A 19,125-nucleotide genomic window follows, 5' to 3' on the forward strand; every position below is an offset into this window, starting at 1 on the left:
GCGGTCAGCGGGTGAAGTCGGGTGGGCCTATGTGGTGCCGGCCCCAGTCGACGAGGGGACGCAGCCGCCGCCATGATTCGCGGACCCGCGTCACCACCTCCGGCGTCTCCATCCACGGGTCGGCGGGCCAGCCTTTGTGGGCGTAGAGGGAGCGGTGCCGTAGCAGGTCCAGCCGTGGATGGTCTTCGGGCGTGCCGCGCGGACGGGTCTTGAGCCTGTCCCCCGCGATCTCCATCCCGGCGGAGCGCAGGTCGTCCACGATGCTCTGGAGTTCTGGGCCGTAGAAGTCCGAGCCGACCGCCTCGCGGTAGCGGCGGAGCTGGTCGGGCGTGGGGGCGTACATGCCGCCGGCGACCATCAGCCCGTCCGCGTCGACCTGGACGTAGAACCCCTCACTCGTATGGCCGCCCTGGTGCGTCTTGTACGGCGTCTTGTCCTTGCTGAACCGGACGTCCCGGTACGGACGGAAGAGCTTGACCGCGCCGAACTCCTCCTCCAGTTCGGCGCACAGCTCGACCAAGGGTTCGCGCACGTGGCGCTCGTACGTTTCCTTGTGCGCCGTCCAATACGCCTTGCTGTTGTCGACCTGCAAGCCCTCATAGAACGAGAACGCCTCGTCGGTGAAGCCGCCGATCGGCATGGCTCTCCCCTTCAGTCCCGGGCGACGACGCGGTTGGTCAGGCTGCCGATGCTCTCCACGGTGACGGTGACCTCGTCCCCGATCTCCAGGGGTCCGATGCCGGCGGGCGTGCCGGTGAGGATCACGTCGCCGGGCAGCAGCGTCATGACCTGGCTGACGTACTCGACCAGGGCCGGGATGTCGTGCAGCAGCAGGGAGGTGCGGGAGTCCTGCCGGACCTCGCCGTTGACGGTCGTGCTGATGGCCAGGTCGGCGGGGTCGGCCTCCGTCTCGATCCACGGGCCGATCGGGCAGAACGTGTCGAAGCCCTTGGCCCGCGTCCACTGCCCGTCCTTCGCCTGCACGTCGCGGGCCGTGACGTCGTTCGCGCACGTGTAGCCGAGAATGACATCGGCGGCGCGGGACGCCGGGACCTCGCGGCACATCCGGCCGATGACGACGGCCAGCTCGCCCTCGAAGTCGACCCGCTCGGACAGCTTCTGCGGGTAGGCGACCGCCTCGCCCGGCCCGATCACGGCGGTGGACGGCTTGGAGAACACCACCGGCTCGGCGGGCGGCGTGTCACCGCCCATCTCGCGGACGTGGTCGGCGTAGTTCTTGCCGATCGCGATGACCTTGCTGGGCAGGATCGGCGCGAGCAGCCGGACGTCGGCGAGCGGGAGGCGCTGTCCGGTGAACGTCAGATCACCGAACGGGTGGGCCGCGATGGCCGCGACGGTGTTCTCCTCCACCACGCCGAAGGACATGCCGTCGTCGGTGGAGAACCTGGCGATACGCATGGTCGAGAGCCTAGCCCCTGCCAGGGACACGCCCCTGACGACCCTGAGACGGAGCGTGCACCGGCGGTCAGAAGCCGCAGGGCCGGCCGTTGAGTTCGCAGCCCTTCGGGGCGGACGTCGCGCCCGACGCGCCGAACTGGACGTCCCACGTCCCGCCGGGCGGGATCGCGGGCGCGCCGTCCAGGTTCGTGATCTCGACGCTCGAGCCGCCGCTGACGAGCCGCGCGCCCCAGATGTTCTTCACGACCGCGCCGGGGACCTGGAACGTGAGACGCCACGTCCGCATCGGCCGGCCGGTGTCGTTCGTGATGACCATCTTGCCCTCGTAGTACCCCTGGCTCTGCTGGACGAGCTGGTACGTGATGCCGTCACCGTCCTGCACAGGGCCGATCGGCACGCTCGGCGCGGCCGGAGCCTGGGACGCGGGCGGCTGTCCGGGCACACCGCCCGAGGGACCGGCGGTCGACGGAGGCGTCGCGGGCGCCTCGCTGGGCGGCGGCCCGCCGGGGTCGCCGGGCGACGACGGAGCGGCGGACGCAGGAGACGACGGTGCGGGCGCGGCCTTCCCCGTCGTCTCGGAGCCGCGGTTATAAAGGAGCACACCGACCGCGGCGACGGCGAGGAGCAGCACTATGCCGATCAGCGCGACCAGCAGCAGCGGACGACGTGAGCGGGACTGCCCGGACGGCCCGACCGGCCCGACCGGCGGCACTCCCCCGGACGGCGATGCGGCCTGCGGCATCGCCGGTGCGGTCGCCTCGTAGGACGGCGGCACCGTCGACTCAGCGGAAGGCGGCGGCGCGTACGCCTGCGCCTGCGGCTGCCCTTGCGCCTGCGCGGGGGCCGGGGTCGCAGCGCCGGGGTTCGTCGACTCCGCCTCGGCGCCGAACTGCTCCGTCCAGGGCGCCTCCTCGACCACGGGCCGCGCGGCCTGCGGTTCGGCGGGCGGAGGCGGCGCCTGCTCGTGCATCGCCGCCTGTTCGGCCGCGGGAGCCTCCTCGACTTCCTCGGGCACCGTGACCGGCTCGGACGCCGACGCCTCCTGACCGGGAGCGGACGCCTCCGGGCCGGGCATCTCGAAGGCCATCACCTTCGGCGGCACGCGAATGTCGGAGACGGTGACGGACGCGCGATCCTCCTGCTCGTCCTCCGGATCGTCTACCGGGTCGTCCTCCAGGTCGTCCTCCAGGTCGTCCGCCGGGACGTCTTGGAGCGTCGCGTCCGCGAGCCCTCCCGCGCTCTCCGCAGGGCCCTGGACGTCGTCGTCCTCGGGGTCGTCGACCGGCACGTCGGCGAACGTCGCTCCCAGGTCGTCCTCCGGCGCGACGTCCTGGGAGGTCACGCCGGGGTCGATGAGATCGTCCACGGGCTCGTCGACGATGGTCGCCTCCGGCCCCGGCTCGGCGGCGGGCTGGGGATCCGCGACCGTTCCGGGGACGCGGAACTCGGCGGTGGTCTTGTGGTCCGGGGGCACGTACCCGGGCTCCTCGCCGCTCACTTCGTCCACCTTCCGCTGTCGTCGATCTCATGGTGTCCGACGATGAGCACGGCGGTTCGGTTCATGACGAACCGGGAGGTGTCCGAAAGGCCTCAGCCCGTGGGGGCGGGTTCCAGCCCGCGCCGCGCCGCCTGCCGCAGCTGCCGGTTGAGCATGTCGGTGATCAGCTCGATGGCGTCGGGGGTGGTGGCGTCCTGCGCGCCGCTGAGCCAGCGGGTGGCCTCGGCGAGCAGGTCCTCGGCCGAGTCGGCGTCGGAGTCGGCGTCGGCCAGGCGGCCGAGGACGGCGCCGAGACGCAGCGCCGCGTCCGCGCGGCCCGATTCGGCGGCCCGCCGGTACCAGCCGGCGGCCTGCTCCAGGTCGCCCTCGCGCTCGTAGGTCTCGCCGAGGCCGAACGCCACGTCCGCCCACGTCCCGTCCGTCGGACGCCCAAGGTCCTCGGGGCTCCAGGGTCGGACAGGCATGCGATCACTCCGGCGGGTCGGTCAATTGAGAGACGGCACGTGGAACCATCACACGTGCCATCCGGGTCCCATGATCGACGCATCGCTCGAAATCCGCCACCGCTTTTCTGACTTTCGGCGAAATTTCTGCGTAGCGACACCGATACCGGCGGAAAGACGCTCGTTTCCGAGCGGACGGGTCAGCTCACGGAGTAGCGGGCGAGCGCGTCCTCCAGCCCGTCGTGCCCGCTGGTGAAGGAGCGCGGCCGAGCCTGGGAGCCCTCGACGCCCGCATCCAGCAGCACGGGGACGGACCGCGGGTCGGGCAGCACGCCGTCCCCCAGCCGGACGGGATCGCGCAGGACCGTCCGCACACCGGGTTCACCCGACACGAAGTCGCCGAGGACGAACCCTTCGGATTCGTTCCACACGAGGGCGCGGAGCCCGAGGACGAACGTCGCGTCCCGCGGATCGCATGGATCGAGCCATACGTCCGAGAGCCGCACCCCGCCGGCCTGCAGCGCGTCGGCGACGCCGGTGATGTATCCGCGGGTGGCTTCGACGAAGGGGTCCGGGTGAGGCAGAGGTCGAATGTGGCCGGTCACGGGAGATCGTCCCTCTCTTCTCTTGTCCAGGCAGACTTCCGTCCCTAGAAGTATGAGGGAAAAAATCCCTTATGTCCCGTTCAGTGGCGGAGAAATCTGGCCGAAGGCAGCGCAAAATCCCCCCTTCACCCCATTCCTCCCTTCCGTACCGTTCGTCGCTCTCGTTACCGGCCCGTCGGGGCGCGGCGGGACGCCGCCGGCGTGCCACAGGGGGTGCCTGCACGCCGACGGCTCGGCTGCTTGCGACGCGTGTCGCTACACGAGTCGCTCCACGGATCGCTCATCGCGCCGCGATGGCGGACGGATGGCGGAACCGCGGGCGCGGCACCGCGGAGACGAGGTGGGGGACGACGATCACCACGGCGCAGCCCCCCGTCGAGTAGAGCGCGGTCATCCGCGCGGAAGCGCCCGCCCGCCGTCCCAGCTCGGCCGTGGCCACCAGCACCGCGATCCCGGCGACCACGACGGGCCAGTCGACACCGGGCCGGACGGCCCGCACCGAGCGGGTCTCGCCGATAGGGGTCAGCACCATGAGCGGATGGGCATGCTCGCTCGGCGCCACATCGATCCGGCTGTCTTCCACCTCGAATTCTCCTTAGGTCAGCGGCCCGCCCCGCGGCGACCGGAGATCATGTGCCAGGGCCGCCCGCCGGCGGCTCTCCGGCTGGTAGCACCACGTTGACGAACAGCGCCCTGCGGCCGAGAGGCGGCGCCGGGGCGTTCATCCGGGTGCGGAACCTCAGGTCCTTCGTGCGAAGGCCCATGAGGAGGACGTAGAGCGTCAGGAACAGGAACAGTGCCGCGGGACCGAGGACCCACAGGACGACTGCAGCGGTCATGTTGATCCCTCCTCCGACTGGTTGCCGATATCCGTCACATCCACGACATCCTGCTGCTAGTGTTATCCGAGTTCTCTGCTGGTGAACTTATACCAACAAGTCTCTCACTCAAAGTGTTACCATTGCCAGGGATTACAAACACGTTGGTCGGGAACGACTTGTTCAGATCATGAAGACCGGTTCTGTGCAGGTTCCTCGTCCGGTGAGGGTGCACGGCCGGGTGGACAGGCCGGGAAGGAGCGGATCCGATGCCTCGCACGACCCCACTCCGCTGGCGCGACATAGCCGATGACCTGCTCCGTCGCATCGAGTCCGGCGATCTCACACCGGGCGACGGCTCGAACTCCCGGCGGCGCCTGCCACCCGAGAAGGATCTGGAGAGCCACTACAGCGCGTCCCGCAACACCGTCCGGGACGCGCTGTCCTACTTGCAGCAGCAGGGATACGTCGTCTCGGAACAGGGGAAGGGGACGTTCGTCCTCCGCCGGCCCGACATCGTCCACGTCACGCTGTCCGCCGTGGACCTGGGTCTCGGGCCGGGCGCCGGGTCGGGCGAGTGGTACAACCGCGACGCCCACGTCCCCAGGGACCGCGAGGTCACGGTGTCACCGGTCAAGGTGGAGGTGCAGGAGGGCACCAGGGTCATCGCCCGGTACCTGCAGACCAACGCCGACGCCGAGTTCATCTCCCGCCACCAGGAGCTCTTCCAGGACGGACGCCCCCTCGCCCTGCAGACCTCGTTCTACCCCCTCGACTTCGCCACCGGCGGCGCGTCCCGCCTCCTCTACCCGCGTGACATCCCGGAGGGTGCCGTGGCGTACCTGCAGGAGACGCTCGGCTACAGCGAGGTCGGCTTCCACGACGAGATCAAGGCCCGGGTGCCGAACGAGCACGAGAAGCGGTTCTTCGGCCTGGGAGAGTCCGCCGCAGACGCGGTGTTCGAGGCCGTCCGGACGGCGTACTCCCCCGACGGCACGGCGTTCCGGCTCACCGTGACGGTCTGGCCCGCCGACCGGACCCGGCTGCACTACAACGACGGGCAGGTCCCCGACGACGTGCTCAGGGCGCCCGGACTGGGGGCGTCCAAGGGCGCTCCGGGCAAGCCACAGCGGGCCGCCGACGCCGAAAGCGGATAGGGCGCCGCCGTCCGACGACGGTGGCCGTCCCAGACCTATCCACGCGCCCCCTTCCCGACCGATCTCGATGCCGGGTTCCTCCCCAGGACCGGCCGGGAAGCGGGGCCTCGGTATTTTCGGAGTGCAGGAACACATGGACACAGAAGCCGGAGCCCGCCAGCGCAGTCGGGCTCCTCACCCCAGGTACGACATCCGCCTCGCCCGGCTGGAGGAACCCGACCTCGCCCAGCAGGCCAAGACCGACATCGCCCAGCAGGACAAGGCCGACATCGACCTCGTCCTCGAGCTCATCGACCACGCCGCCGACTGGCTGCGGGACAAGAAGAACACGACGCAGTGGGCCCGGCCGTGGCCGAGTCCGTACGGCCGGTGGAAGCGCGTCCACGACGCCATCCGCGACGAGGAGACCTGGCTCCTGTTCCATGGGACGCGCCCGATCGGGACCGTCAGCATCAAACTGGAAGGCCACGAGGAACTCTGGACGCCGGAAGAACGCGAAACCGAGGCCGTCTACCTCCACCGCCTCGTCATCCACCGCGACTACGCGGGCGGCGGCCTCGGCACCGAGCTGATCGACTGGGCGGGCCGCAAGGGCGCGTCACTCCAGCCCGACGCCGAGCTGGTCCGGATCGATGTCTGGACCGACAACGGCGAACTCCACGACTACTACCGCCGCCAGGGCTTCAAGGACGTCGCCGTCCGCACCACCAGCGACAAGACGCCGTCCGGTGCCCTGTTCGAGAAACCCCTGGAACCGTCCGCGCCCGCCGCTCACCCGCACATCGTCGAATCGCAGCTCGCCAGGGTTCCTCGGCACCCGATCGGGCCTCTAGTCATCCCCGGCCCGAAGAACTCGCTCCCGCACCCCGCCGGATCACGGAGCTGACGACGCCCTGGCCGCTTGCGGCCACCGAACCGGGCTGGGAGCCGGCGGTCAGACGAAGCGGACGAGCATGAGGTCGCTGTCGGGGCTCTCGCGCCAGTAGACGGCGCCCGGTTCGCGGGACATGCCCTCGATCTCGCCGGCGATGATCAGCGCCCGGTTGATGCAGTCGGTCTTGTTGTAGCCGGTCAGCTCCTGAAGGCGCTGGAGCGACTGGACGGCCTTGCCGGTCAGGTTGATCGTCACGCGTTCGGGCTGCGGAACCGGATCGCCGCGGTGGGGCGGTTCGCCGTCGTTCATGCTTCCCCCGGAAGTATCGGACGCTGCTCGGGAGTTCGTCATGAGCGCATTCTCCAATCCGGGGGCGGCAGGCTCGCCGTCCGTCCGGCGCGAGGCGCCCGGGTGTCAACCGGCCAGCAACGATACAGCCTTCCGTCAGCAAACCCATGCCCCACGCTGAGGGTGCACGTCTAGTGGTTCCCCGCCGGACGATCGGAAAACCTCCGCCATCTCGACTCCGCATCACTGTTGTCATCAAGATACCAGAAACTCACCTGTTTTTATACAGTCTTCGTATGGCCATCGCATGCATCGATGCGTAGTCTGTCGGATGGGGGAGAAGTGGGGACACGACGCCGGGAGGGCGGGCGCACACGCCGCACCTTTCCGGGGGAAGGACTACTTCGTGAGCACCGACCGATTCGGGGCGCGGCTGCGGAGGCACACGGCCTCCCGCGGCGGCACGCCCTCGCGGGACACCGCTCCGCGGGGCGGCACCAGCCTGCTGAGCGCGAGGGTCACCACGCCCGCGACGCTCCTGGCCGTGGTCCTGGGGTACGCGCTGGACGGCTCGCCCGGCGCCGTGATCACCGGCGGCCTGACGTTCCTGACGTTCCCCGTGGTGAGCATGACCAACGCGTTCGTCCAGTACCTGCGGGCCGGGACGCTGCAGGCGGCGCCCGAGCCGCCACCGACCGAGCCCGCGTCGGCGCTGACGGTCGCCGTCCCGTCCGGGGAGATGGTCGAGACGCCGCCGGCCGCCGACTACGACGGGACGACCTTCTGGGGGTCGCTGGCGCCGGACGAGCAGCGCACCCTCGTCGCCCTGGCGCGGCGGCACGTGTTCCGCAAGGAGGACGTGCTGTGCTGCGAGGGCGGCCCCGCCACCGAGGTCATCGTGATCCTGTCCGGCTGGACGCGGGTGTGGGTCGACGAGGGCCCTGACCAGCGGATCCTCGCGTTCCGGGGCGCGGGCGAGCTGATCGGCGAGCGGGCGGCGCTGATGGTCAAGGACCGGTCGGCCAACGTGACCGCCGAGGGCGACGTCGAGGCGCTGCGGGTCGGCGCGCGCGACTTCGGGATCTTCCTGGACGCGCATCCGCGCGTCCGGGCCGTCCTGGAGCGGCAGGTCTACCGGAGGCAGGTCGAGCGGCCCGAGGCGCCCGAGCGACCCGAGCAGGCCGAGGGGCCGGAGCAGGCCGAGCGGCCCGAGCAGGGCGGGCGGCCCGAGGTGCCCGCGCCCCGCGCTCTGCCGGACTGGTCCGGCGGCAACTGCACGATCCTGATCACCGACATCACCGGGTTCAGCTCGCCCACGCGCACCGACGCCGACCGCAGGCACGTCCTGGACGCCATGTACCGCCTGCTGGACGAGTCGTTCACCGCGTCCGGCCTCTGCCTGGCGGACTTCTACCAGGAGGACCGCGGCGACGGCGCGCTCATCGTCGTCCCGCCGACGACGCCGACCGAGGCGGTCGTCGACCCGATGCTCGCGCACCTGGCCGTGGCGCTGCGCCGCCACAACCGCCGCGCCGCCGACGCCGCCCGGATGCAGCTGCGGGCCGCGCTGCACGTCGGTCCGGTGCAGCGCGGGCCGAAGGGCGTGTCCGGCATCTCGATCATCACGGCGCGGCGGATGGTGGACGCGCCCGCGGTGAAGAAGCGGGTCGCCGACACGGGCGCCGACCTGGCCTTCGTCACGTCCGACTTCGTCTTCGAGACCGTGATCACGTCCGCGCCGGGATTCGTCGACCCCGGCCGCTACGCGCGGGTACGGGTGCGGGTGAAGGAGACGTCGCAGTCGGCGTGGCTCACGCTCGAAGGCGGCGAGTCGCGGCTCCGGGCCGTCTGAAGCCCGCCGTCTGAAGCCCGCCGGGCGTCAGGCGGCGACCAGGTCCTGGTAGTCGGGGTGCTTGTCGATCCACCGCTTGATGAACGGGCAGACCGGCACCACCGACAGGCCCCGCGCGCGGACGTCGTCCAGGACGCCCCGGGCGAGCGCACCGCCGACGCCCTTCCCCTCGAACGCGGACCCGACCTCGGTGTGGACGAGGGCGACGGCGCCCTCCTGCAGCTCGTACTCGACGAACCCGGCGAGCTCGCCGTCCAGCCTGATCTCGTAGCGGTTCTGCCCGGCGTTGTCGGTGATCTCGGTGCTCATGCCCCCGATAATGCCCACCGGGTCGAAGTAATTCCCCGGGCAAGCGGTTAGCCCGCCTCGTAGCCTGCTCGGAGGAGGCAGTAGGTGACGGCCTCCTCCAGGGCCTGCCAGGACGCGGCGATGACGTTGTCCTCGACGCCGACCGTGCCCCATTCGCGTTCGCCGTCCCCGGACTCGACCAGCACTCGCGTGCGGGCGTCGGTGCCGTGCGCGCCCTCCAGGATGCGGACCTTGTAGTCGACCAGCTCCAGCCGCGCCAGCTCCGGGTAGAGGCGGCCGAGCGCGATGCGCAGCGCGTTGTCGAGGGCGTTGACGGGGCCGTTGCCCTCGCCGGTGGCGATGATCCGCTCGCCCTTGGCGTGCAGCTTGACGGTGGCCTCGCTGATCATGGACCCGTCCGGACGGCGCTCCACGATGGACCGCCACGACTCGACCTCGAAGTGCCGCTGCCGGACGCCGGTCAGCTCCTCGCGCAGCAGCAGCTCGAACGAGGCGTCGGCGGCCTCGAAGGTGTAGCCGTCGGACTCCAGCTTCTTGACCTTGTCCACGACGGCCTTGGCCTTCTCGCCGGACAGGTCGTAGCCGAGCTCGCGTCCCTTCAGCTCCACGGACGCGCGTCCGGCCATGCTGGACACCAGCATCCGCATGTCGTTGCCGACGGCGGCCGGGTCGATGTGCTGGTACAGGTCCGGGTCGACCTTGACGGCGGACGCGTGCAGCCCCGCCTTGTGCGCGAACGCCGACACGCCCACGTAGGGCTGTTGGGAGCCGGGCGCGATGTTGGTGACCTCGGAGACGGCGTGCGCGATCCGGGTCATCTCGGCGAGCTGTGCGTCCGAGACCAGCGGCATCCCGCGCTTGAGCTGCAGGTTCCCGACGACGGTGAACAGGTTGGCGTTGCCGCTGCGCTCGCCGTACCCGTTCGCGCACCCCTGGACGTGGGTCGCCCCGGCCTTCACGGCGGCGAGCGAGTTCGCGACCGCGCAGCCGGAGTCGTCGTGGCAGTGGATGCCGACGCGGACGCCGAGCGACACGACGTCGTGGACGACGTCGGCCAGCTCGTCCGGCAGCATGCCGCCGTTGGTGTCGCACAGCGCGACGACGTCCGCGCCCGCCTCGGCGGCGGCGCGGACGGCCTCCAGCGCGTACGCGCGGTTCGCCTTGTAGCCGTCGAAGAAGTGCTCGGCGTCCAGGAAGACTCGTTGGCCCTCCGCACGCAGGTGGGAGACCGTGTCGCGGATCATCGCGAGGTTCTCCTCCAGGGTGGTGCGGAGGGCCAGCTCGACATGCCTGTCGTGACTCTTGGCGACAAGGGTCACGACGGACGCGCCGGAGTCGCGCAGCGCGGCAACCTGAGGGTCGTCGGCGGCCCGCACACCGGCCCGGCGGGTCGCGCCGAACGCGGTGAGCTGCGCGTGCGTCAGGTCGAGCTCTGTTCGAGCGCGCCTGAAGAACTCGGTGTCCTTGGGGTTGGCTCCGGGCCAGCCGCCCTCGATGAAGCCCACGCCAAGGTCGTCCAGGTGCCGCGCGATGGCGAGCTTGTCGGGCACGGAGAGGTTGAGCCCCTCCTGCTGCGAGCCGTCGCGCAGGGTGGTGTCGTAAACGTGGAAAGCGTCGCCTTGCATTGCGTGGTACCCCCAAGGGGCTGCGCCAGGACACAAAAAAGACCCCTCACGGACGTGAGAGGTCTGCGCGCCGGCGCTGTCCCGTTAGCTGCTGCCGGCGCGCCAGCCGATAATCACGAGGCTGTCGCGCATGATGTGCGCCAGTCTGCCACATGGTTCACGTTCGTGGGACATCCGTCTCAGATAGCGAGACGGGCGGGTGGGCGCCGAGACGCGGCAGCCCCGGCGCGCACGGCACCGGAGCTGCGGAAACGCGAATCAGACGATCTTGTGGACCCAGCCGTAGGGGTCGGGACGGGTGCCGTACTGGATGCCGACCAGCGCCTCGCGGAGCCGCATCGACACCTCGCCCGGCTCGCCGTCGCCGATCGTCCACTCGCGGTCGGCGCCCTTGACCCGGCCGACCGGGCTGATGATCGCGGCGGTGCCGCAGCCGAACACCTCGGTGATCTCGCCGGACCTGCAGCCCGCCTCCCACTCCTCGATGCTGATCTTGCCCTCCTCGGCGGGGATGCCGAGGTCGGGCGCCAGCTTGAGCATGGAGTCGCGGGTGACGCCGGCGAGGAGCGTCCCGGTGAGCGCGGGCGTGAGGACCCGGGCCTGCGTGCCGGCGCCGTAGACGAACAGCAGGTTCATCGAGCCGACCTCCTCGACCCAGCGGTGCTCGACCGCGTCCAGCCAGACGACCTGGTCGCAGCCCTCCGCGACGGCCTGCGCCTGCCCGGCGAACGAGGACGCGTAGTTCCCGCCGGTCTTGGCCTCGCCGGTGCCGCCCGGCGCGGCGCGGGTGTAGTCCTGCGACAGCCACACCGAGACCGGCTTGATCCCGCGCGGGTAGTACAGGCCGGACGGGGACGCGATGACCATGAAGAGGAACTCGTTCGCAGGGCTGTTGACGCCGAGCGCGCGGGTGGTCGCGAACATGAACGGGCGCAGGTAGAGGCTGTGCCCCTCGGTGTCGGGCACCCAGTCCTTGTCGGTGCGGACGAGGAGTTCGATCGCATCCACGAACAGCTGCTCGGGGATCTCCGGCATCGCCATCCGGCGCGCCGACCGGTTCATCCGGGCCGCGTTCATGAACGGGCGGAAGGTGACGACCGAGCCGTCCGGCTGCTTGTAGGCCTTGAGGCCCTCGAACAGCTCCTGGGCGTAGTGGAACACCTGGCTGGCCGGGTCCATCGGGATCGGACCGTACGGCTCGAGTCTCGCGTCGTGCCAGCCCCGGTCCGCGGAGTACCGGATCGTGACCATGTGGTCGGTGAAGTACCGGCCGAAGCCGGGATCGGCCAGGACGCGCTCGCGTTCGGCGGCGGTCGCGGGCCGGTCCGTGCGCGTGATCTCGAAGTCCAGGGTGTCGCTCATCGCGGTTCTCGTCCTCTCGCGGATCGCCGGCACGGCCCCATCGCCGTTGCGGCTTCCTAGTCCCTATTGTCGTACTTCGTCCAGACTCACTCCTTCACCGACCACTCATCCTCCGGCGCGGGGCGACCCGGGGAGGAAGAGTGTTCGTCACGGCGCACACTAAACCGGGCGCGCCGCGAGGGCACGCCCGGAGTTTCTCTGTTCCGCTGACCGGCAGAGAGGCGCGCCCTCAGCCGGATACTCGCTTGGCGATCGCGTCGCCGATCTGGGACGTGGACCGCTCGCCGAGGGCGGCGCGCTCGGCGAGGTCGTCCGAGACGGCCTGCTCGACGCGGCGGGCGGCGTCGCCCGCGCCGATGTGGTCGAGCAGCATCGCGACGGACAGGATCGTCGCGGTCGGGTCGGCCTTGCCCTGCCCGGCGATGTCGGGGGCGCTGCCGTGCACCGGCTCGAACATCGACGGCGCGGTGCGGTCGGGGTTGACGTTGCCGGACGCGGCCAGCCCGATGCCGCCGGCGATCGCGGCGCCGAGGTCGGTGATGATGTCGCCGAACAGGTTGTCGGTGACGATCACGTCGAACCGCTGCGGCTGCGACACGAAGAACATGGTGGCCGCGTCGACATGCAGGTAGTCGGTCGTGACCTGCGGGTACTCCTGCGCGACCTGCTTGAGGACGCGCTGGTACAGCTCTCCCGCGAACGTCAGGACGTTGTCCTTGTGGACGAGCGTGAGCCGCTTGCGGGGACGCGCGGCGGCGGCCTCGAACGCGTACCGGACGACCCGCTCGACGCCGAAGGCGGTGTTGACGCTCTCCTGCGTGGCGACCTCGTGCGAGGTGCCCTTGCGCAGGACGCCGCCGACCCCGGTGTACGGCCCCTCGGTGCCCTCCCGGACGACGACCATGTCGACGTCTTCGGTGGTCACGCCCGCCAGCGGCGTCACGACGCCCGGGAACAGCTTCACCGGGCGGAGGTTGACGTAGTGGTCCAGCGCGAACCTGGCCCGCAGCAGCAACCCGCGCTCCAGCGTCCCGCTCGGCACGCTCGGGTCGCCGACGGCGCCCAGCAGGATGACCTCCTGCTCGCGCAGCTCGTCCAGGACCGAGTCGGGCAGCGTCTCGCCGGTCCGGTGCCAGCGTGCGGCGCCGAGGTCGTAGGACGTCCGCTCGAACGCGAGTCCGCTGGACGGCGACACGGCGTCGAGGACCTTCAGCCCTTCGGCGACCACCTCGGGACCGATCCCGTCACCCGGGATGACGGCCAGACGAACACTGCGGGAAACCATGCGGGCACTCTACTGCAAACGTCTCAGTGCGTGGGCTTTGATCTCACATCTCGGGACGATCGTCGCGTTTCAGCAGGGAGCAGTCACCGCACATCCCGCCGCCCGGGACGCGGTAGTACAGGCAGCAGCTCCGCCGGACGTACCCGTCCGGCCCGAACGCCCCCGCCCCGGCCAGCGGCTCCCGCGCGAGCAGCGCCCGGACGACGTCGCGCCGCGCCGCGTCGGGCGGCCCCACGTTCAGGCTCCCGGCGAGAGCGGAGGCCGCATTGCCCCAGACCAGGCCGTCCGCGAGGCCGACGAAGGTCGACATCGCATCGCGAAGTGGCTTGAGCAGGCCGTCCACGACCATGGGCCGGATCAGTGCGGCGGCCTGGGCGGCGTCGTCCACCCGCCACCCGGACGGCTCGTCCAGCCGGAAGGCGATCGGCTCCCCCGGCGCCCAGCGCCAGCGCAGCCCGGCCAGGTCGGGCACGATCCCGCGAGCCGCCGCCGCGACGACCGGCGACCAAAGCCGCGCCGCAAGCCCTTGAAAGACCAGCGACCCCGCCACCCGCCGCTCTCCCGTGCCGAGCCGCTGGGCGTAGTCCCCGGTCAGCGCGACGAGGCGAGCGGAATCGCCAGGAAACGGCTCCCAAGCGAGGCCGTCCTCCGCCCCGGTGGCGATTTCGAAGTACGGCCCGAGCCGGGCCACCTCCCCCAGCACCCGGGCCACCTCGGCGGAACCCACGTCGAGCGCCATGGCCCCAGTGTCCCAGGGTGCGAAGGAGGAGAGGACGCTAGTCGGCCCTTCTGTCCAAGGCCGCTTGCAGGGCGCGGGCGGCTTCTTCTTCCGCGTCGTCGTTGGGGGCGTTGTTCAGGGTGTCGTACATGGTGATCCGCTCCGTGTCGCTGTGCTGAGACCAGTGGGGCCGCCGGGACGCCGTGGTTCGCACGGTCCGGCGCCGAGATCGGACTCACGGCCAGGCAGAGCCTCCGCAGCGGGTGCCGGCCTGCCGATGATCAGGCCCCGCTGCGGCAGCGAAGGATTACTACGAAGCGCCGCATGACTACCTGCGAGATTACCCCCGGTGCGGCGGACTGTCCCGACCCGTGGCGGAAAATCTCACGATCTGAGACGTGGAGCGCGTGAGAACCGCCACGGGTTGGGACGTGCCAGGAAAATCAGCCTTCGAGGTCGACCCGGCGGCCCATGTCGGCGCCGACCGCTGCGGTGATGGCGTCGACGAGCTGCGGCGGGATGGCCGAGTCGACGGTCAGCGCGATCAGCGCCTTGCCGCCCTTGGCGTCCCGGCCGACCTGCATGCCGGCGATGTTGACCTGCTCGTCGCCGAGGATCTTGCCGACCGCGCCGACGATGCCGGGACGGTCGACGTAGGAGAAGAACGCCATGTGCTCGGTCGGGACGAGCTCCATGTTGTACCCGTTGATCTCGATGATCCGCTCGGCGTGCTTCGGGCCGGTGAGCGTGCCGGACACCGACACGACGCCGCCGTCGGCCATCGTGCCGCGCACCTGCACGACGTTGCGCCAGTCGGGGCTGTCCTCGCTGGTGGTGAGGGTGACCTCGACGCCGCGGTCGCGGGCGAGGAGGGGGGCGTTGACGAACGTGACCGTCTCCTCGATCACGTCCAGGAACATGCCCTTGAGCGCCGCGAGTTCGAGGACCTTGACATCGTGTTCGGCGATCTCGCCGCGGACGACGACGTCGAGGCGGACGGGGACGCCGCCCGCGAGGGAGGTGAAGATGCGGCCGAGCTTCTCGGCGAGCGGCAGGCCGGGCTTGACGTCCTCGGCGACCGCGCCGCCCTGCACGTTGACCGCGTCCGGGACGAACTCGCCGGACAGCGCGAGCTTCACCGACCGGGCGACCTGCGTGCCGGCCTTCTCCTGCGCCTCGTGGGTGCTGGCGCCGAGGTGCGGGGTGACCACGACGCTGTCGTGGTGGAACAGCGGGCTGTCGGTCATCGGCTCGGTGGTGAACACGTCGATGCCGGCGCCGGCGACGCGGCCGTCCTTCAGCGCGAGGTCGAGGGCCTCCTCGTCGACGATCCCGCCGCGGGCGGCGTTCACGATCCGCACGGTCGGCTTGACCTGGCGCAGCTCGCGGTCGCCGATGAGGCCGAGCGTCTCGGGCGTCTTCGGCAGGTGGACGGTGATGAAGTCGGACTCGCGGAGCAGCTCGTCCAGCGTGACGAGTCTCACGCCGAGCTGGGCGGCGCGGGCGGCCTGCACGTACGGGTCGAACGCGATCACGTTCATGTCGAAGGCGGCCAGGCGCTGCGCGACGAGGACGCCGATGCGGCCGAGGCCGAGGACGCCGATGGTCTTGCCCTGCAGCTCGACGCCGGTGTACTTGGACCGCTTCCACTCGCCCTGCTTGAGGGCGCCGTGGCCCTGCGGCACGTTCCGGGCGGTGGCGAGCAGCAGCGCGATCGCGTGCTCGGCGGCGGTGACGATGTTGGACGTGGGCGCGTTGACGACCATGACGCCGGCCTTGGTCGCGGCCTCCACGTCGACGTTGTCGAGGCCGACCCCCGCGCGGGCGACCACCCGCAGCCTGGCGGCGTGCCGGAACACCTCGGCGGTGACCTTGGTGGCGCTGCGGACGATCAGCGCGTCGACGTCGGCGACGGCGGGCAGCAGCCGCTCGCGGTCGGCGCCGTCGACGTGGCGGACCTCGTAGTCGGCTTCCAGCACGGCGATGCCGGCGGGGGAGAGTTCTTCGGCGACGAGGACGACGGGCTTGCTCAAGGCAGACAGTCCTTCGGAAAGTGGATGGCCGTGTGAGTGTGTGCAGGTGACGTCACGGGTCACCTCGTCGTGCCCTCGCCCCCAGGCGTCGAGTCTATCTCCCGGCGGCGGGCGCGATTCGCGGCAGGGAGACACCTGCCGGTAAGTCCTTCTTTGCCGGGATGCGCGCAGGGCGAGGCCCCGTCCGCGCCTGCGGCGTCCCGCGGTCTGGTCCGGTCGAGGCCGGGCCGGTCCGGTCCAGGCCGGCGATCAGGTCGTGGGCGGTCCGGGCAGGGCCGAGCCTGGGCGGTCAGGCCGCGTTGGGCTCGGGCATCGCGAGCAGGACGCACGCGACCCGCTCCGCGTCGGCGACGTGGACGTGCGGGACGTCCACGTACACGCGCAGCGGCCCGGCGGGCAGCCCCAGCTCGTCGGCGACCTGGACCTGCACCTCGCGAAGCGGGATGTAGGTCAGGTAGCCGCGGTAGACGTTCTGCGACCGGAACATCGCCGTCATGATCAGCCGGTAGCCGCGGATGCGGAAGGACAGCGCCGTCAGGCTGGGCAGTCCGTCCGCCGGCTCGCCGGGGATCGTCAGCGAGATCCACGCGCTGGTCGTCCAGGGCCTGGCCCGCAGCAGGTCGACGACCCAGCGGATCTGGTCGTTGCCCTCGAGGTCGTGCAGCCGCGGCCAGTACCGCCCGCGGACGACGCGGCGGGTGCGCTCCTGGGCCCGCCGGACGATCCGCGCGCGGTCGCCGTGCTCGTGCAGGATCGGGTCCTCCCAGCTCAGCGAGGTGACCTCGAACAGCAGCGGCGGTCCCTCGATGATGGGGCCGCCCTCCTCGAGGCCGGCCTCGCCGGCCGTCCAGACGTGCCGCAGGACGCCGATCCATGCCTGTCCGCAGCTCTCCCAGCGCCGGACGTCCTTCTCCTCGTCCGCCGGCACGTCACGACTCCCCGCCGCAATTCGTCCCTTGGCCCGCATTGCGGATCCGGGAATAGGCCGCACGCGGCATTGGCGCGCGGGGGATGATTTCCGCGTCGTCTCCGGCCCGTGGCTCTCCGTCGTTCTTGAACAGCATCACACCACTCATGCTCTCCGCCCCAATGCCGCCACGGCGGCGGTCGCACGAGTGTTTGCGCGGGGTCCCCGCGCCGGCCGCGGCCGTCACGGCTTTCTTCAAGTATCAGGCAAGAAGCGCTAAAACGACAGAGCAATTTAGCCAGAAGGTGCCTTCACCGTCATTCTGACCCGCGCTTCGATGATCGGTCACTTGGACAATCTGTCCAAAATGTCGTGATTATCGTGGGTTGCGGGTCCCGGACGTGCGGTGCAGCACGATGTAGCCGTCCCGCCGGAAGACCTCGCGGTACCCCTCGGCCTCCAGTTCCGCCACCCGCCGCCGCTGGTCGGCCACGCTCGGGAACGGGAACTCCAGCCGTCCGACGTAGGCGACGACCCAGGGCGCGCCGCGCGAGTGATCGTCCCACAGCAGGACGCGGGCGCGGGACGTCAGCGCCGGGCCGACGCCGTTGGCCGCCTCGACGAGCGCGCCGTCCGGGATCTTCGAGGCCGCGGCGGACGCGGCGCGGGCGCGGTCGTTCTGCGCCCACAGCGCGGGATCGGCCAGGTGGCGGTACGCGAAGAACGGCACGCAGACGACCATCGCCGCCAAGATCGCAGCCGTAGGCAGCATGGACGGGCCCCGTCTCAAGGCAGGGATTCTGCCGCGCAGCCGGGTCGCGCCGTCCACCGCCGCGAGGACGAGCACGGCGATGATGAACGCGTTGTAGTGGTAGTGCGGCTCCCACCAGTTGCTGAAGCGGCTGTTGAGCATCCGTTCGGCCAGTAGGGGCAATGCGGTCAGAGTCAACGGCGATGCCAGCGGAAGCAGAAGCAGCGGAAGGACGACCAGCGCCATTGTCAGTACCTTCTGCGGCGGTGTGCCGAGAACGGCGACGACGTCCCACGGATGGGTCAGCGCATGGACGGCCGCATGGGGCAGGTCCGGGCCGAGCGACCCGTACGCCCAGTAGTAGTCATTGTCCCCGCCGAACGCAGCAATGATCACGCGAGAGGACACCCACGTGGCGACGAGCCCGACGACGACATAGGCGAGTCCCGTCCGCCGCTCGCCTTTCGGCAGCAGGTCGCGCAGCCGCCTGGGCCGTCCTTCGTGCCGGGTGAGCAGGTACAGGCCGAAGCCCGCGAGGAGCAGCCCCATGTCCTCCTTGACCAGCAGCAGGACGAACGCCGCCAGCGCCGCCTGGCCCCGCCGTCCGGCGTCGTGGCGCTCCACCATCAGCGCCGACAGCAGCGGGACGAACGCGACCTCGTGGAAGTCGAACGCGAGCGCCTCGGCGATCGGCCACGACAGCGCGTAGGCCCCGGCGGCGCAGTACGCGGCGCGGGCGCCGAGCCTGCGCTCGGTGAACCGCCAGATCGGCACGATCGCGAGCGCGAGCAGGACGGCCTGCGCGAGCAGCAGCGTCACCGGCCCGTCGTGGATCCAGTACAGCGGCGCCAGCAGGACGAGGATCGGCGAGAAATGGTCGCCGAGGACGGAGAAGTCGGGCCCGAACTCGTTGTGGACGCCCTTCACCATCGCGACCGGCCACTCGAAGCGGCTGTACGAGCGGATCGCCTGGTCGAAGATGACCAGGTCGTAGCTGCCCGACCGGAACGCCCGCAGCCGCATCAGCGAGTACGCCGCGTACAGCACGGTGCTCGCGACGATCATCGCCGTGAGCGCCGTCCGCCGGCGTCCGGCCCCTCCCCCGCGGCCCGCCGGGACCTGCTCGGCAGGCCCCTCCACCGCAACCGCCTCAGCCACGCGCCGGACGCTATCAGCAGCGT

General features: G+C 70.8%; 19 protein-coding genes. 3 read left to right on the forward strand and 16 right to left on the reverse strand.

Annotated elements, in window-relative coordinates:
* Nucleotides 1–4: 4 nt before the first annotated feature.
* The 7 genes from ACH35V_RS11850 to ACH35V_RS11880 form a co-directional block, all read right to left on the reverse strand.
* On the reverse strand, nt 5–640 hold the full coding sequence (locus ACH35V_RS11850) for a DUF2461 domain-containing protein (protein WP_395971955.1): 636 nt from the start codon (nt 638–640) through the stop codon (nt 5–7).
* 11 nt (nt 641–651) lie between these two features.
* On the reverse strand, nt 652–1,419 hold the full coding sequence (locus ACH35V_RS11855) for a fumarylacetoacetate hydrolase family protein (protein WP_395971957.1): 768 nt from the start codon (nt 1,417–1,419) through the stop codon (nt 652–654).
* A 67-nt stretch (nt 1,420–1,486) separates the two neighbouring features.
* Nucleotides 1,487–2,917, reverse strand: a complete 1,431-nt coding sequence (locus ACH35V_RS11860; protein ID WP_395971959.1) for a cellulose binding domain-containing protein — start codon at nt 2,915–2,917, stop codon at nt 1,487–1,489.
* 92 nt (nt 2,918–3,009) lie between these two features.
* A complete protein-coding gene (locus ACH35V_RS11865; protein WP_395971961.1) occupies nt 3,010–3,381 on the reverse strand; it encodes a tol-pal system YbgF family protein in 372 nt (123 codons plus the stop codon).
* A gap of 179 nt (nt 3,382–3,560) precedes the next feature.
* Nucleotides 3,561–3,965, reverse strand: a complete 405-nt coding sequence (locus tag ACH35V_RS11870) for a DUF6292 family protein (RefSeq protein ID WP_395971963.1) — start codon at nt 3,963–3,965, stop codon at nt 3,561–3,563.
* A gap of 280 nt (nt 3,966–4,245) precedes the next feature.
* Complete coding sequence (locus ACH35V_RS11875; protein ID WP_395971965.1) at nt 4,246–4,548, reverse strand: hypothetical protein; 303 nt, start codon at nt 4,546–4,548, stop codon at nt 4,246–4,248.
* 46 nt (nt 4,549–4,594) lie between these two features.
* The gene (locus ACH35V_RS11880; protein ID WP_395971966.1) at nt 4,595–4,804 is read right to left on the reverse strand and encodes a hypothetical protein; all 210 of its coding nucleotides are present in this window, start codon (nt 4,802–4,804) and stop codon (nt 4,595–4,597) included.
* 248 nt (nt 4,805–5,052) lie between these two features.
* Here ACH35V_RS11880 and ACH35V_RS11885 point away from each other — a divergent pair, with 248 nt between their 5' ends.
* The gene (locus tag ACH35V_RS11885) at nt 5,053–5,940 is read left to right on the forward strand and encodes a GntR family transcriptional regulator (RefSeq protein WP_395971967.1); all 888 of its coding nucleotides are present in this window, start codon (nt 5,053–5,055) and stop codon (nt 5,938–5,940) included.
* A gap of 133 nt (nt 5,941–6,073) precedes the next feature.
* Entirely contained in the window at nt 6,074–6,826 is a 753-nt protein-coding gene (locus tag ACH35V_RS11890; RefSeq protein ID WP_395971968.1) for a GNAT family N-acetyltransferase, read from the forward strand.
* 48 nt (nt 6,827–6,874) lie between these two features.
* Here the strand turns inward: ACH35V_RS11890 and ACH35V_RS11895 are convergent, their stop codons facing one another.
* Nucleotides 6,875–7,123, reverse strand: coding sequence for a hypothetical protein (locus tag ACH35V_RS11895; protein ID WP_395971969.1), 249 nt, complete (start codon nt 7,121–7,123; stop codon nt 6,875–6,877).
* A gap of 385 nt (nt 7,124–7,508) precedes the next feature.
* Between ACH35V_RS11895 and ACH35V_RS11900 the strand changes: the two genes are divergently transcribed.
* Nucleotides 7,509–8,954: a cyclic nucleotide-binding domain-containing protein gene (locus tag ACH35V_RS11900; RefSeq protein WP_395971970.1), complete on the forward strand. Its 1,446-nt coding sequence runs from the start codon at nt 7,509–7,511 to the stop codon at nt 8,952–8,954.
* Nucleotides 8,955–8,981: 27 nt separating this feature from the next.
* On the opposite strand, the gene ACH35V_RS11905 is transcribed toward ACH35V_RS11900, so the two are convergent.
* From ACH35V_RS11905 to ACH35V_RS11940, 8 genes are all read right to left on the reverse strand, one after another.
* A complete protein-coding gene (locus ACH35V_RS11905) occupies nt 8,982–9,263 on the reverse strand; it encodes a GNAT family N-acetyltransferase (RefSeq protein ID WP_395971971.1) in 282 nt (93 codons plus the stop codon).
* A gap of 47 nt (nt 9,264–9,310) precedes the next feature.
* Nucleotides 9,311–10,888: a citramalate synthase gene (gene cimA, locus ACH35V_RS11910; protein WP_395971972.1), complete on the reverse strand. Its 1,578-nt coding sequence runs from the start codon at nt 10,886–10,888 to the stop codon at nt 9,311–9,313.
* A gap of 258 nt (nt 10,889–11,146) precedes the next feature.
* Entirely contained in the window at nt 11,147–12,250 is a 1,104-nt protein-coding gene (locus ACH35V_RS11915) for a branched-chain amino acid aminotransferase (RefSeq protein ID WP_395971973.1), read from the reverse strand.
* A 229-nt stretch (nt 12,251–12,479) separates the two neighbouring features.
* Nucleotides 12,480–13,535, reverse strand: a complete 1,056-nt coding sequence (locus ACH35V_RS11920; protein WP_395971974.1) for a 3-isopropylmalate dehydrogenase — start codon at nt 13,533–13,535, stop codon at nt 12,480–12,482.
* A 43-nt stretch (nt 13,536–13,578) separates the two neighbouring features.
* Complete coding sequence (locus ACH35V_RS11925) at nt 13,579–14,274, reverse strand: (2Fe-2S)-binding protein (protein ID WP_395971976.1); 696 nt, start codon at nt 14,272–14,274, stop codon at nt 13,579–13,581.
* Nucleotides 14,275–14,696: 422 nt separating this feature from the next.
* The gene (serA, locus tag ACH35V_RS11930; RefSeq protein WP_395971977.1) at nt 14,697–16,286 is read right to left on the reverse strand and encodes a phosphoglycerate dehydrogenase; all 1,590 of its coding nucleotides are present in this window, start codon (nt 16,284–16,286) and stop codon (nt 14,697–14,699) included.
* 289 nt (nt 16,287–16,575) lie between these two features.
* The gene (locus tag ACH35V_RS11935; RefSeq protein ID WP_395971979.1) at nt 16,576–17,214 is read right to left on the reverse strand and encodes a hypothetical protein; all 639 of its coding nucleotides are present in this window, start codon (nt 17,212–17,214) and stop codon (nt 16,576–16,578) included.
* A 355-nt stretch (nt 17,215–17,569) separates the two neighbouring features.
* A complete protein-coding gene (locus ACH35V_RS11940; RefSeq protein ID WP_395971980.1) occupies nt 17,570–19,102 on the reverse strand; it encodes a DUF2079 domain-containing protein in 1,533 nt (510 codons plus the stop codon).
* Between the last annotated feature and the right edge of the window lie 23 nt (nt 19,103–19,125).

It is taken from the genome of Actinomadura sp. 1N219 (assembly GCF_044326405.1).
In the GTDB taxonomy this organism is placed as follows: domain Bacteria; phylum Actinomycetota; class Actinomycetes; order Streptosporangiales; family Streptosporangiaceae; genus Spirillospora.

Excerpts from the sequence above, each read along its gene's own strand:
- ACH35V_RS11865 (WP_395971961.1), bottom strand. The coding sequence starts at position 3,381 with ATGCCTGTCCGACCCTGGAGCCCCGAGGACCTTGGGCGTCCGACGGAC.
- cimA (WP_395971972.1), bottom strand. The coding sequence starts at position 10,888 with ATGCAAGGCGACGCTTTCCACGTTTACGACACCACCCTGCGCGACGGC.
- ACH35V_RS11915 (WP_395971973.1), bottom strand. The coding sequence starts at position 12,250 with ATGAGCGACACCCTGGACTTCGAGATCACGCGCACGGACCGGCCCGCG.
- ACH35V_RS11920 (WP_395971974.1), bottom strand. The coding sequence starts at position 13,535 with ATGGTTTCCCGCAGTGTTCGTCTGGCCGTCATCCCGGGTGACGGGATC.
- ACH35V_RS11890 (WP_395971968.1), top strand. The coding sequence starts at position 6,074 with ATGGACACAGAAGCCGGAGCCCGCCAGCGCAGTCGGGCTCCTCACCCC.
- ACH35V_RS11880 (WP_395971966.1), bottom strand. The coding sequence starts at position 4,804 with ATGACCGCTGCAGTCGTCCTGTGGGTCCTCGGTCCCGCGGCACTGTTC.
- ACH35V_RS11905 (WP_395971971.1), bottom strand. The coding sequence starts at position 9,263 with ATGAGCACCGAGATCACCGACAACGCCGGGCAGAACCGCTACGAGATC.
- ACH35V_RS11895 (WP_395971969.1), bottom strand. The coding sequence starts at position 7,123 with ATGAACGACGGCGAACCGCCCCACCGCGGCGATCCGGTTCCGCAGCCC.
- ACH35V_RS11855 (WP_395971957.1), bottom strand. The coding sequence starts at position 1,419 with ATGCGTATCGCCAGGTTCTCCACCGACGACGGCATGTCCTTCGGCGTG.
- ACH35V_RS11850 (WP_395971955.1), bottom strand. The coding sequence starts at position 640 with ATGCCGATCGGCGGCTTCACCGACGAGGCGTTCTCGTTCTATGAGGGC.
- ACH35V_RS11925 (WP_395971976.1), bottom strand. The coding sequence starts at position 14,274 with ATGGCGCTCGACGTGGGTTCCGCCGAGGTGGCCCGGGTGCTGGGGGAG.
- ACH35V_RS11885 (WP_395971967.1), top strand. The coding sequence starts at position 5,053 with ATGCCTCGCACGACCCCACTCCGCTGGCGCGACATAGCCGATGACCTG.